The organism is Vibrio sp. MMH1-50 (assembly GCF_022347645.1).
Taxonomy (GTDB): domain Bacteria; phylum Pseudomonadota; class Gammaproteobacteria; order Enterobacterales; family Vibrionaceae; genus Vibrio; species Vibrio harveyi.
This window is the reverse complement of sequence record NZ_JAKRGG010000040.1, coordinates 1-13526: the sequence shown is the minus strand read 5'-3', so window position 1 is coordinate 13526 and position 13526 is coordinate 1. Positions and strand designations below refer to the sequence as shown.

The 13526-nt window shown below is 45.8% G+C and carries 11 protein-coding genes and 4 tRNA genes; 2 read left to right on the top strand and 13 right to left on the bottom strand.

Going from position 1 to position 13526, the window contains the following annotated elements; all coding sequences use genetic code 11:
* Positions 1-20 precede the first annotated feature (20 nt).
* Positions 21-1337 carry an adenylosuccinate synthase gene (locus MHO32_RS21620; protein WP_005451418.1) on the bottom strand — a complete coding sequence of 439 codons (1317 nt, stop codon included), beginning with the start codon at positions 1335-1337 and terminating at the stop codon, positions 21-23.
* Between the two features lie 173 nt (positions 1338-1510).
* Between MHO32_RS21620 and MHO32_RS21615 the strand changes: the two genes are divergently transcribed.
* The gene (locus MHO32_RS21615; RefSeq protein ID WP_005451416.1) at positions 1511-1696 is read left to right on the top strand and encodes a DUF2065 domain-containing protein; all 186 of its coding nucleotides are present in this window, start codon (positions 1511-1513) and stop codon (positions 1694-1696) included.
* A gap of 107 nt (positions 1697-1803) precedes the next feature.
* On the opposite strand, the gene hflC is transcribed toward MHO32_RS21615, so the two are convergent.
* The 8 genes from hflC to tsaE all read right to left on the bottom strand — a co-directional run bounded on the left by hflC (position 1804) and on the right by tsaE (position 11020).
* Complete coding sequence (gene hflC, locus MHO32_RS21610) at positions 1804-2784, bottom strand: protease modulator HflC (RefSeq protein ID WP_005438334.1); 981 nt, start codon at positions 2782-2784, stop codon at positions 1804-1806.
* A gap of 2 nt (positions 2785-2786) precedes the next feature.
* Positions 2787-3989 carry an FtsH protease activity modulator HflK gene (hflK, locus tag MHO32_RS21605; protein ID WP_005451415.1) on the bottom strand — a complete coding sequence of 401 codons (1203 nt, stop codon included), beginning with the start codon at positions 3987-3989 and terminating at the stop codon, positions 2787-2789.
* A 45-nt stretch (positions 3990-4034) separates the two neighbouring features.
* Positions 4035-5324 (bottom strand): ribosome rescue GTPase HflX, encoded by a 1290-nt coding sequence (gene hflX, locus MHO32_RS21600; protein WP_005451407.1) that lies wholly within the window; start codon positions 5322-5324, stop codon positions 4035-4037.
* A 38-nt stretch (positions 5325-5362) separates the two neighbouring features.
* Positions 5363-5626 carry an RNA chaperone Hfq gene (gene hfq / locus MHO32_RS21595; RefSeq protein WP_005451405.1) on the bottom strand — a complete coding sequence of 88 codons (264 nt, stop codon included), beginning with the start codon at positions 5624-5626 and terminating at the stop codon, positions 5363-5365.
* A gap of 194 nt (positions 5627-5820) precedes the next feature.
* The gene (gene miaA / locus MHO32_RS21590; RefSeq protein ID WP_005451402.1) at positions 5821-6753 is read right to left on the bottom strand and encodes a tRNA (adenosine(37)-N6)-dimethylallyltransferase MiaA; all 933 of its coding nucleotides are present in this window, start codon (positions 6751-6753) and stop codon (positions 5821-5823) included.
* Positions 6750-8813 carry a DNA mismatch repair endonuclease MutL gene (mutL, locus tag MHO32_RS21585; RefSeq protein WP_239213897.1) on the bottom strand — a complete coding sequence of 688 codons (2064 nt, stop codon included), beginning with the start codon at positions 8811-8813 and terminating at the stop codon, positions 6750-6752. Before mutL ends, miaA begins: the two co-directional genes overlap by 4 nt.
* 18 nt (positions 8814-8831) lie before the next feature.
* A complete protein-coding gene (locus MHO32_RS21580) occupies positions 8832-10562 on the bottom strand; it encodes a LysM peptidoglycan-binding domain-containing protein (protein ID WP_005451397.1) in 1731 nt (576 codons plus the stop codon).
* Positions 10556-11020, bottom strand: coding sequence for a tRNA (adenosine(37)-N6)-threonylcarbamoyltransferase complex ATPase subunit type 1 TsaE (tsaE, locus tag MHO32_RS21575; protein WP_005438321.1), 465 nt, complete (start codon positions 11018-11020; stop codon positions 10556-10558). The genes MHO32_RS21580 and tsaE overlap by 7 nt, the downstream gene beginning before the upstream one ends.
* Positions 11021-11317: 297 nt before the next feature.
* Here tsaE and queG point away from each other — a divergent pair, with 297 nt between their 5' ends.
* Positions 11318-12445: a tRNA epoxyqueuosine(34) reductase QueG gene (gene queG / locus MHO32_RS21570; RefSeq protein WP_005451394.1), complete on the top strand. Its 1128-nt coding sequence runs from the start codon at positions 11318-11320 to the stop codon at positions 12443-12445.
* Between the two features lie 527 nt (positions 12446-12972).
* Here the strand turns inward: queG and MHO32_RS21565 are convergent.
* The 4 genes from MHO32_RS21565 to MHO32_RS21550 all read right to left on the bottom strand — a co-directional run bounded on the left by MHO32_RS21565 (position 12973) and on the right by MHO32_RS21550 (position 13504).
* A tRNA-Met gene (locus tag MHO32_RS21565) sits at positions 12973-13049 on the bottom strand.
* A 157-nt stretch (positions 13050-13206) separates the two neighbouring features.
* Positions 13207-13282: transfer RNA gene (locus tag MHO32_RS21560), tRNA-Gly, on the bottom strand.
* A 35-nt stretch (positions 13283-13317) separates the two neighbouring features.
* Positions 13318-13393, bottom strand: a tRNA-Gly gene (locus tag MHO32_RS21555).
* 35 nt (positions 13394-13428) lie between these two features.
* A tRNA-Gly gene (locus MHO32_RS21550) sits at positions 13429-13504 on the bottom strand.
* Positions 13505-13526 lie beyond the last annotated feature (22 nt).

Here is a 13526-nt window from a genome sequence, read left to right as displayed (position 1 = left end):
TAATCTCTAACGAGTATCGATTAAGCTTCGAATGGGTGAACCTTAATGATAGTTTCGTTACGGTCAGGACCTGTAGAGATGATGTCTACTGGCACGCCAGTTAGCTCTTCGATACGCTTGATGTAATCTAGAGCAGCTTGTGGTAGCTCTTCGATTGATTTCGCACCGAATGTGTTCTCAGACCAACCTGGCATTGTTTCGTAGATAGGCGTTGCTTTTTCGAATGCTTCAGCAGCCATCGGAGAAACTTCTAGCGTAGAGCCATCTTCCATCTTGTAACCAGTACAGATTTTTAGCTCTTCTAGACCATCTAGTACGTCTAGTTTAGTTAGACAGAAACCAGATACAGAGTTGATTTGGATTGCACGACGCATAGCAACAGCATCGAACCAACCAGTACGGCGTAAACGACCTGTTGTCGCACCGAACTCGTGACCAACTTCACCTAGGTGTTTACCTACTGGATCTTGCTTGTCTAGACCGTCGTATAGCTCAGTCGGGAATGGACCTGCACCAACGCGAGTACAGTAAGCTTTCGCGATACCAAGGATGTAACCGATGTGACGAGGACCGAAACCAGAACCTGCAGCAACACCACCAGCAGTCGTGTTAGAAGAAGTTACGTACGGGTAAGTACCGTGGTCGATATCAAGTAGAGTACCTTGTGCACCTTCGAACATGATCTTGTCGCCGCGCTTACGTGCTGCGTCTAGTTCGTCAGTTACGTCGATAACCATTGAAGTTAGTAGTTCAGCGTAGCCTTTCGCTTGCTCAAGTACTTCTTCGTAGCTTACTGGCTCAGCTTTGTAGAAGTTAACTAGTTGGAAGTTATGGAATTCCATTACTTCTTTTAGTTTCTCTGCAAAAGTAGCCATATCGAATAGGTCGCCAACGCGTAGACCGCGACGAGCAACTTTATCTTCGTATGCTGGACCGATACCACGACCCGTTGTACCGATAGCTTTTTTACCGCGAGCGATTTCGCGAGCTTGGTCCATTGCAACGTGGTAAGGAAGAATTAGAGGACATGCTTCAGAAATGAAAAGACGTTCGCGTACTGGAATGCCGCGCTCTTCAAGAGGTTTCATTTCTTTAATTAGAGCTTCAGGCGATAGTACAACACCGTTACCGATAACGCATTTTACGTTATCGCGAAGGATACCTGATGGAATTAAGTGAAGAACGGTTTTTTCACCGTCAATTACAAGTGTGTGACCTGCGTTGTGACCGCCTTGGTAGCGTACCACGTATTTTGCATCTTCAGTTAAAAGGTCTACGATTTTACCTTTACCTTCGTCACCCCATTGGGTGCCTAGAACGACTACGTTATTTCCCATCTTTCCAAGTCTGATTGCTAGTTAAAAATGGATTCTAGCACCGAATCACTCTTCTTGCAGTCATTTTTTGTTCACAGAGTTGATACTAGAATGCAAACTCGCCACCCCAGCTCATTTCGAAATCACTACATCGCTGATAATATTTACTTTTCAGAATTCAACTAGGAATCATGATGTCTGAGTCTATTTGGCTAGCGATAGGGCTAGTATTGATTGTTGAAGGTATTGGACCATTGGTCGCCCCAAATGGCTGGCGCAACATGGTGGCTCAGTTGAGTGAGCAGCCAGATAACCAATTACGTCGTATTGGTGGTTGCTTAGTGGTAGCAGGGGCTGTCATCGCTATCATGATGAGTTAATCACGCTTCTGACTCTATCTTGAATTTGTCTAGCAGATACCGTTAGAAACAAAAGATACAAAAAAGGCTCCATAACGGAGCCTTTTCAATTTGCGGTAACGCTTAGGTTATTTCGCTTCTGCGCCTTTCGCGTTGTTCATGTATTGGAAGAATTCACTCTTCGGATCCAGAACAAGGATGTCACTCTTAGAGCTGAACGATTTCTCGTAAGCCTTTAGAGAACGTAGGAAGCTGAAGAACTCAGGATCTTTGTTGTACGCATCTGCGTAGATCTTCGCTGCTTCTGCATCCGCTTCACCTCGTGTTACACGAGCTGTTTTGTCTGCTTCAGCAAGAATCGTCGCTACTTCAAGCTCAGCTTGTGCGCGGATTACTTCTGCTTTCTCACGACCTTGAGAACGGTGTTTACGAGCTACCGACTCACGCTCTGCGCGCATACGACGGTAGATAGATTCACTGATCTCATCTGGTAGGTTGATCTTCTTCATACGGAAGTCGACGATACGAACACCCAAGTCTTTCATTGCGCTGTCACGCGTGTCTTTCAACACTTCAGACATGATTAGGTCACGTTCGCCATCGATTTCTAATGCTTCACGAGCCGCCTCAGTGCTCACTTCATCACTGCTTGCGTCTTCTGGAAGTACGTCGTTATTACGTGGACCAGATACGATTTGCTTGATTTCACGAGAACCGATTTCTGCACGTAGAACGTCTGTTACTTTACGCTCAAGAAGCGCTTCAGCAGTCAGCGTGTTACCACCGCCAGTTGCTAGGTAGTAACGACCGAAATCCTCAATACGCCACTTCACGTAGGTATCGATGATTACGTCTTTTTTCTCAGACGTTACAAAACGGTCAGCACGACCATCCATTGTTTGGATACGCGCATCTAGTGTTTTCACGCGGTCAAACAAAGGCATTTTGAAATGCAGACCCGGCTCGTAAATACGAGTAATGTCGTTGTTGTCTTTCAAGACACGACCAAATCGAACCACGATACCGCGGTCGCCTTCAGGAATCACAAACAGTGACATCAGCATCAATGCCAGTGCGATGACCAGTACAGGGATCATTAACTTACGCATTCTTAGTATCTCCCTTGACGTGTACCAGTTGAACGAGACTGCGTGTTCGAAGTGTCTTCTTGCGAACGCTCAGATTCCAATTGGATGTGATCGTACGTTGAAGTCGATTTCGATTTACGTTTAGTGTCTGTTTGACCATCTTGACCAGCCAGTTTATCGATTGGAAGGTAAAGAAGGTTGCCGCTAGATTCAGAGTCAATCAACACTTTCGATGTGCTTGAGTAAACCTCTTCCATCGCATCTAGGTACAGACGGTCACGAGTTACACCAGGTGCCGCTTGGTATTCAGGCAGCAGTTTTTCAAACTGAGCTACTTGACCAAGAGCTTCGTTGGTTACACGCTCGTTGTAACCTTGCGCTTCTTTCTTCAAACGCTCTGCACGACCTGTTGCTTTCGGCAAGATTTCGTTCTTGTAAGCTTCTGCTTCACGGATGAAACGCTCTTCATCCTCACGCGCAGCGATTGCATCATCAAACGCATCTTTAACTTGCTCTGGCGGACGCGCAGACTGGAAGTTCACATCAACAATCACGATACCCATATCATAGCTATCGATGATTTGATTTAGCGTTTCTTGTGTCGTTTGACGGATTTGCTGACGACCACTTGTTAGGATGCTATCCATCAGTGAGTCACCAATTACCGCACGTAGCGCCGAATCTGTTGCTTGACGCAAGCTGTCGTCTGCATTGGTTACGCGGTATAGATATTTGTATGGGTCAGCAACACGGTATTGAACGTCCATTGCTACTGTTACTACGTTTTCATCTTTTGTCAGCATTAGACCAGATGCACGTAGCGAACGAATCGCTTGCACGTTAACCGCTTCGTATTCGTCGATAAAACGAGGACGCCAGTTCAGACCTGGGTCTACGATACGGTCGTATTTACCTAAACGCAGCACAACACCACGTTCTGCTTCACCGATGGTGTAAAAACCAGCGAAGAACCACACCGCAATCGCAATAACCGCAATTACGCCGAAGCCAATTGCACCACCGCCACCGCCGATAGAAGAACCACCGCCGCCTTTTTTACCAAACTTGCCACCCAGCTTTTGACTCAGTTTGCTGAACACTTCATCTAAATCTGGCGGACCTTGATCTCGGCCACCAGGACGCTGGCCACCACGATTATTATTACCCCAAGGGTCATTATCGCGGCCATTGTTGCCGTTGTTATTTCCAGGCTCATTCCACGCCATTAGAAAGCTCCATCATTTGATATGACGTTATACTGTAGCAGTCCTTTAAGTGACTATAAAGTCGACTAAAACTGCCCCTTCTCTTTTTTCAAGTCTAGACCAATCTACCTGTTGCATTCGAATATCGATCAACAAGTTACCTTCCTGGTCATATTCCTCACGTTGAATACACTTCATTTGGAAGAATGTACTACGGAATCGTCCTTGATACTGTGGAGGAATTCGCAACTGATGCTCAACCATTTGCGACGCTAAACGCTCGGTCAGCGCGTCAAACAGAAGATCAATGCCTAATCCATCCATTGCAGAAACCCAGACCGCACGAGGCACGCCTTCCTCATCTCGTTCTATACGTGGTTTCTGCTCTTCTAGATTGTCAATCTTGTTCATTACTACGAGCGTCGGCACTTCATGTGCATCGATCTCTTCTAAGACTTCATGAACAGCTTGAATATTCTCACGAAAACGCTCGTCACTGGCATCAACAACATGTAACAAAATGTCAGCTTCTTGCGTTTCCTGCAAGGTTGCTTTGAAGGCAGCAACCAAATCGTGAGGCAGGTGTCGGATAAAACCAACAGTATCTGCAAGTATTGCAGGTCCTACATCTGCTAACTCTATCTTACGTAAAGTTGGGTCAAGAGTAGCAAACAGTTGATCTGCCGCGTAAACGCCAGCTTCTGTAATACGGTTGAAGAGTGTCGACTTACCCGCGTTGGTGTAGCCCACGAGAGAAATGGTTGGTATTTCAGCTCGGTTTCGGGCACGGCGTCCTTGTTCACGCTGCTTGGCCACTTTTTCAAGTCGACGCAAGATAGCTTTGATTCTGTCACGCAATAAACGACGGTCGGTTTCTAACTGGGTTTCACCTGGACCACGTAGACCGATACCGCCTTTCTGCCTTTCAAGGTGCGTCCAACCACGAATCAAACGAGTAGAAATATGGCGAAGTTGGGCTAGCTCAACTTGTAGCTTACCTTCGTGTGTTCGTGCTCGTTGAGCAAAGATATCGAGGATGAGACCGGTGCGGTCGAGAACTCGACATTTGCACAGTGCTTCGAGGTTACGTTCTTGGGCAGGAGAGAGGGAGTGATTAAAAATCACAATTTCAGCACCAGTTAATTGCACCGCAGTAGCAATTTCTTGTGCCTTACCCTCTCCGACATAGTATTTCGGGTGTGGGGATTGACGACTACCAGTCACAACTTGTAGCGTCTCTACCCCAGCGGAAGAAACCAGCATTTCGAATTCAGCTAGATCTTCCCATTCACCTTCTTGCGTGAAGTTGATATGAACAAGTACGGCTCGCTCACCGGATTCATAACGGTCAAACAAGCAATCAACTCCTTATTGTAAAAATACTAAATGAAGAATTAATCTTCAGATTTCTCTTGTGGACGATCACCTTGAGCACGATCACCGCTGTGGTGGCTTACTGGACGAGCCGGCACAACTGTAGAGATTGCGTGCTTGTACACCATTTGGTTAACAGTGTTCTTCAATAGGATCACGAATTGATCGAAAGATTCGATCTGACCTTGCAGTTTGATACCGTTCACAAGGTAGATAGATACCGGGATACGCTCACGACGTAGCGCATTTAGGAATGGGTCTTGTAGAGATTGCCCCTTAGCCATTTTATTTTCCTTATTTAATTTGTAGTTGTAATTATTTAGCTAGTGGTGCAATGCAAAAGGTACTGCTTTTTGCATCTGAGCTAAACGAATCAAAAATGCACCCTAAGTAATTAGCAGCATAGTATAAAAACCGCCAATAACAGATCCTTTGAGAGTGCGTTCACGCAAAAACGATCACATTATACACAGCTATCTCAATCAGATGCTATTGCTTCTGACATGGTTTCAAGTGCCTGTTCAATGTTATCGCTATCCAACCAAGTTAAATCATTCCAGCTGCGTAACCAGGTGATTTGACGCTTGGCCAATTGACGAGTTGCACAAATGCCACGAAAAACGGCTTCGTCACGTGTGCAGTCCCCATCTAAGTACTCCCACATCTGTCTGTAGCCAACGCAACGAATAGAAGGAAGATCAGGGTGAAGATCCTTGCGCGCATACAACGCTTTCATTTCCTCTTCAAAACCCGCTTCCATCATCTTATCGAAACGCAGTTCAATTCGACGGTGAAGTTCTGCCCTGTCCTTGGGAGCTATTGCAAACTGTTTGACTCGGTAAGGCAAGCTGTCGCCTTTAGTTTGAGTCAACTCAGTAAGAGTTTTACCTGAAATACGGAAGACTTCCAACGCTCTCGATAAACGTTGAGGATCGTTTGGATGAATTCTCGCAGCTGATACAGGATCAATCTCTTTCAGCTCATCGTGCAACACCGACCAACCTTTAGTCAATGCCTCTTGCTCAATTTGCTGACGAATTTCAGGATTTGCAGCAGGAAGAGGTGATAAGCCTTCAAGTAACGCTTTGTAATACAGCATTGTACCGCCAACTAAGAGCGGAATTTTTCCTTCTGCAACAATGTCATCCATTGCTTGTAGTGCATCACGACGGAAGTCCGCCGCAGAGTACGATTCGCTCGGGTCAAGAATATCGATGAGACGATGCGGCGCTAGACTCAGCTCGCGCTCATCAGGTTTCGCCGTACCAATGTTCATGTCTTTGTAGATCAACGCCGAATCCACGCTGATGATCTCAACCGGATATTTCTGGCGAAGACGAATCGCTAGCTCTGTTTTACCTGATGCAGTTGGCCCCATTAAAAATAGCGCCAAAGGTAGTTTGTCTGTCATGGTCTTAATTTGGCAATCGTGGCAGAGAAATCAACAGCAGACACAAATTTCGTGTCTTCTAATGGCAATTGACCATGTCTTAGCTGTTCAAGTTCCGCAATAATTTGGATGGCTTCGGAAAGAGTATAGTGGCTCTTAACTGTGGTGACCTGCAAAGCAAGCCAATCTATCAGCTCAGATAATAACTGAGCCGTTGCCACTTCCCTCGTCACGCGAGTTTGCGCGTAAGATAACAGATCTGGTATCAAATTTTGTAAGTTTTGTTGACGCAATGGTGAAGGTACGCCCATGACCATCAAGGCTTTATCATTTCGAGCTTTTAGCTGAATGCCTAACTGAGCAAAATCTTGTTGGTAATCCTGCGCAAGTTGAACCAACTCCGGCTCCAATTTCACCGATAATGGTACCAGTAGTGGTTGCGCTTTTAATGCACCATCACTTGGTGTGAGTTGCCCTTTGGTTCGATAGAACTCAGCTCTTGGTAGTGCAACCAAAGCCACACCACTGTCGCTGCTCATTAATACGTACTGCTCATCGACCACAGCTAAAGCTTTGCTCAGCGCCATCACTGGGGTTAAAGCTGTCTCTGCTTGATTAGTGATCGCAGCCGCACTGGTTTCGCTTCGAGGTTCAAAATCAGGTGTCTGTAGCAATTCATGATACGCACGCACCTCTTGTTTGCTTGGTGCTGGCTCAGCATGACGCTGTTCTTTGTGTGCACTCGGTTTAGGCGCAGGTTTTGATTCAATCCAATCTGTTCTCTTGAACGAGTCTGCTACGCGCGCTTCCCGCACAGAGGAATCGCTTGGCATACGATCGCGAGGTTTCGTTTCGTAGTCTGAGCGCCCCGGATAGGCTGGGGTATTATCAATCGCTTGATACACGCGTTCTGGCACTGGGGAAGCGATATGTTCTGGAGCACCAGTTAGTTCTGGAGTGCTAGTTGCCTCTGGCGAACTTTCTGGTTCAGGGAGAGACGTCATTGCCTCAAGTGACTCTGCTACCTCAATAGGATCTGCGTGGTGGAATGCAGATTCATTCACATGTGGCTTATCAATCACTGAACTTTGCGCAAGGGCATCTGCCAACGCTTGATAGATGAAATCATGCACCAGACGTGCTTGATGGAAACGCACTTCATGCTTTGCAGGGTGCACGTTAACATCCACTTGGTGCGGATCGATCTCAATAAACAATACATACGCCGCGAATTGATCAGGTTTGAGGCTGGTTTCGTAACTTTGACGAATCGCGTGATTGATCAATTTGTCACGCATCATGCGGCCATTCACGTAGCAATATTGTAGATCACTTTGCTGCCTAGCCCCTTCTGGCGTTGTAATCCAACCATGAAGCTTGAGCCCTTGATGTTCCAGTTCGATGCGCAGCATATTACGCACAAAAGCATTACCACATACCGCAGCAATGCGTTTTTCTGTTTGAAGCTGATTTTTTGCCGCGCGGTATTGGCGAATCATTTTACCGTTGTGGCGAACATTGATAGTGACATCAAAGCGACTTAACGCAATACGCTTTAGCAGCTCGTCGATGTGAGCAAATTCGGTTTTTTCCGTGCGGAGGAATTTACGGCGCGCAGGCGTATTAAAGAACAGGTCTAAGACTTCAACTGAGGTACCAATTGGATGCGCCGTCGGTTGGAGTTTGACCTTCATGTCACGCCCTTCAGAATAGGCACTCCACGCTTGTTCCTGTGCGGCTGGACGAGAAGTCATGGTCAAGCGCGACACCGAGCTAATACTCGCTAACGCCTCACCGCGGAACCCCAAACTCACGATGGCTTCGAGATCGTCCAATGTATGGATCTTAGACGTAGCATGGCGACTTAGCGCCAAACCTAACTCATCTTTCACAATCCCTTTGCCGTTATCGCGCACACGAATTAGCTTAGCGCCACCTTTCTCGATATCAATATCGATACGGGTTGCACCAGAGTCGAGACTGTTTTCTACCAGTTCTTTCACGACAGAGGCAGGTCTTTCAACTACCTCCCCTGCCGCGATTTGGTTTGCCAATCGTGCTGGCAAAATCTTAATGGTCATGATGAGTTATCAGTTCACTTACTTGTTTGGAATAATCAGTACCTGCCCGACGGCAAGCTCATCAGAGCGCAAGTTGTTCGCTTTGCGAATGCTAGAGACACTGACACCATATTTCGACGCAATCTTGCCTAGGTATTCTCCACGAGCAACCTTGTGTTTGCGAATTGGTTTGTCTTTCACCGCAACGGTGATCTTCAACTTCTGACCGACCCAAAGCGTATCTGATTTCAAATTATTTTCACGGCGGATATCAGCAATCCTCACTTTGTAGTGACTTGCGATCTTACCGAGGAACTCGCCAGATTTAACAGTGTGCGTAATTGTCTCAGTTTCTACCGTGTTAGGTTTATTCGGGATGGATACTGAAACGGCACCTGTACCCGGGATTTTCAGCTTCTGACCGACGGCTAAACCGCTTGATTTGAGTTTGTTCGCACTCATGATCGCTTTGGTCGACGAGCCATATTTCTGTGCAATCACAGAAAGCGATTCACCACGCTTCACGGTATGCACGACAGGTTTCGCAGAAGACGAGAACACAGTGCCTTCTGGTGGATTATCTTTCAAGTACTGTACGACAGCTTTAGTAATCGCACGCGCTAGCTTATCTTGGTGAGAGCGTTGGAATAGTAACTTCTCTTCCGTTGGGTTCGAGATAAAGCCCGTTTCAACCAAAACAGAAGGAATCTGCGGAGAACGCAAAACTGCCAAGCTGGTATTGATTGGTTTCGAGTTATGCAGGCGAGCAACTTTGCCCATCTCACCTAAAATGTTTGTCGCTAACTTATAACCTTCTTTTTGCGAATGGCTGAACTGAAGATCTAACAAAGTTTGGTTGACGTTACGGTCATTTGAATTGCTCACAAATGCCGTTCCAGAGCCACCAAGTAGCTCAGATTGTTTCTCGTGATTCTCTACCCAACGTGCAATTTCGGTATTGGCACGACGAGTATTTAACACGAACACCGAACCACCACGAGGTTTAGGAGAAGTAAACGCATCGGCGTGAATCGAAATTAATAAGTGTGCGTCATGTTCACGAGCAATCGCAACACGGCGATTCAAGTTGACGAAGTAGTCACCAGTACGAGTCATGCGAGTTTTGATGCCAGGTACTGCATTTAGCTGGGCAGAAAGCTTACGAGAGATGCTCAATACCGCGTCTTTTTCATACTTTCGACGTGATGGACCAATTGAACCAGGATCTTCACCACCGTGGCCTGGGTCGATCACGATCAGAATCTCTTGTGCACGTTGGACCGTACTCATGTCTTTGCTTGGTTTTGCCGGTTTGCTCGGCTTAGAAGTATTACTCGCCGCCGCTGATGTTTTCGCCCCATGTGGCAAATCAATCACCAAACGATGACCATACTGACCACCTGGCGTTGGTTTTAGCGTAAACAGTTCAGCTTTGACGCTCTTCTTCAACTCAAAAACCAAACGGTATGTGCTTTTGTTTGGCGGAGAGCTTTTACGAACACGCTTCAACACAGGACTGTCCGTTACCGTAACAGGCAACTTAGCTTGCATAGACGTGTTTTTAATATCCACGACCAAGCGATCCGGTCCAGATAAAGAGAAATAGGAATAGTCAGCTTCCGCGCTTAAATCGATGACAACACGAGTCTCATCTGGTGAAGGCCAAACTCGGAAACTTTTAACGACGTTAGCAAATGCTAAATTGGGGATGATAAGGAGAAAAGTGGCGACAAATGCCGCCACTACTCTAAATTTTGAAAGACTCAACATAGCTCCAATCGACTGAGTAACTGCACACCATATTCATTATTTGCCGTAAGTTCGGCTACGCGCTGCTCGCCTTGGTAGCGAATATCCACATCAAGATCCGGTTGTGGCAGCATTCCTTGCCCTTTTTCTGGCCATTCAACCAAACAAATCGCATCATCCGTGAAGTAATCGCGAATCCCCATGAATTCTAACTCTTCAGGATCTGCCAGTCGGTATAGATCAAAGTGGTAAACTTGCCACTTATCCAGCTGATAAGGTTCAACCAAAGTATAGGTCGGGCTTTTTACGTTTCCTTGATGGCCAAGAGCACGGACAAAACCACGACTAAAGGTTGTTTTACCCGCACCCAGATCGCCATGCAGATAAATAGTGGTTTGTTGGGAACAAAGTTGAGCCAACGCGGTACCTAGTGCTACCGTTTCATGCTCATCTTTCAGGTTAAATTGTTTCGTGCTCATTGATGTTTCTCTAACTAATGATCGTTGACTATATAAAAATCAAAAGAACAGGAATAGTAAACTGTGTTGGTTTTGAGAGACAAGCTTTCAAATGTCATATGTGCGAAAAAAGTAGCCAATAAGGCAAAACCTAATTACCTGATTCTATTGAATGCATAAACAAAATTGCTCATGCCTGCGTCAACTTTTGATGACTTTGTTTCAAAATCTATTTCTCGACTTTATGTCTAGACTTTCTGGTAGCACCAATTCATAAGATCCGGTAAGATCCGCCCCCCTTTATCTCGGTGATAAAACATGAACTTCGAACAACTCGCTCAACAAATCAAAATTTGGGGTAAAGAGCTCGGCTTTCAGAAAGTCGGTATCTGCGATGTTGATCTTAGTGAACATGAAGCGGCTCTGCAAAAATGGCTTGATCAAGGCTACCACGGTTCAATGGACTGGATGGCTCGTCACGGCATGATGCGCGCCAGACCAAATGAACTTTTGCCGGGAACCGTGCGAGTGATTAGCGTACGTATGGATTACTTGCCACCAGAAGCAAAGTTTGCTTCCAATCTGGCAAACAAAAACCACGCTTATATCAGCCGTTACGCGCTCGGGCGTGACTATCACAAATTGGTGAGAAAACAGCTTAATAAACTTGGCAAACTTATTGAGCAAGAAGTCGGACAATTTGGCTATCGCCCTTTTGTCGACTCAGCCCCGATCCTTGAACGTCCATTGGCGCAAAAAGCCGGATTAGGCTGGACTGGCAAACACTCTCTGATTTTGGATAAAGATTGCGGCTCTTGGTTTTTCCTTGGTGAGCTGCTTATCGACTTACCTTTGCCTGTTGATGAACCAAGCGTTGATCAATGTGACAAATGTAAAGCTTGCATCACATCTTGTCCGACACAAGCGATTGTCGATGAAAAAGTCGTGGATGCGAGACGCTGTATCTCATATCTCACGATTGAGTTTGATGGTGTGATCCCAGAAGAGTTCCGCAAACCGATGGGAAACCGTATCTATGGATGCGACGATTGCCAATTAGTTTGCCCTTGGAACCGATATGCAGAAATCACTGAGCAAGAGGATTTTCATCGCCGCGAGAGTTTTGAAGACCCAGATCTCGTTACCATGTTCAACTGGGATGAGGCAACCTTCCTAAAACAAATGGAAGGGTCAGCAATTCGTAGAATTGGACACCTGCAATGGCTACGTAATATTTCTGTCGCACTTGGCAATGCAGAATACAGCCAGAGAACAATTGATGCCCTAGAAGCAAGACGCGGTGAAAGTGAACTGCTCGATGAACACATTGAATGGGCTCTTGCACAACAATTCAACCAACTTCCAGCAAATGAATCGGATTCTATTGAGACCAAGAAAAAGCGTTTAATCAGAATCGTAGAAAAAGGACTTCCAAGAGACGCATAATGCGTAGCTCATATGCAAGAGATTGAAAACTCTTTTTGCACGATCAATTCATGACCTTGTTCTCAATTTTGTCATGTGGAAAAAAATTATAGAGTCGAAGGAATTCGGGGAAGATAAAAAAGTTAAACACAACCTGAAGAAATGACTAGGATCAAAAAAACACAAATTAATGATCCTAATTTAACGCATCCGATCCGCAATAAAAGTAAGTTTTACCATACAAAACAAGCAGTTACGCAATTACAGAAAGCTTTTATTGAGCCCTCACAAAGAAAAGATCTTTCTTTACAGTCCTTCAAATTGAAGCTGAGAACACTTTATCAACCAACTTATCCACAGAATGACATATGTGGATAACTCTGTTAATTAAAGAGCAGAAAGGGGCCCGAACACCAGATTATTCGCTGTTCAGACAAGTCGTCTCATGTTTAAAACACAAACGAAATCGTCCGACATCGAGTGATGCGGATTAAATATTGTTTTCAGGGGTTCATGCTTCGCAGCATTATGAAAAGAGCGATGTGAATTGGTTGCGGGAGCCGGATTTGAACCGACGACCTTCGGGTTATGAGCCCGACGAGCTACCAAGCTGCTCCATCCCGCGTCCGTGTATCACTGCTTTTGCAGTAATAAGAATTGAAGCGACACACGAGGTTCCCCTATCTATAACAGAAAGGCGTGACCTCAACCTTGACAAGTTTTTACTCTATAAACGAGCGAGTGTCGCAATTCATTGTTAAGCACAATGAAAGCTATAAAGCTGGAGCGACACACGAGGTTCGAACTCGTGACCTCAACCTTGGCAAGGTTGCGCTCTACCAACTGAGCTAGTGTCGCAATGTCACTGTTAAGCACAATGAGGGCTATCAAATTGGAGCGACACACGAGGTTCGAACTCGTGACCTCAACCTTGGCAAGGTTGCGCTCTACCAACTGAGCTAGTGTCGCAATGTCATTGTTAAGCACAATGAAGGCTATCAAATTGGAGCGACACACGAGGTTCGAACTCGTGACCTCAACCTTGGCAAGGTTGCGCTCTACCAACTGAGCTAGTGTCGCATATTCTCAGAAGAGAATTGGT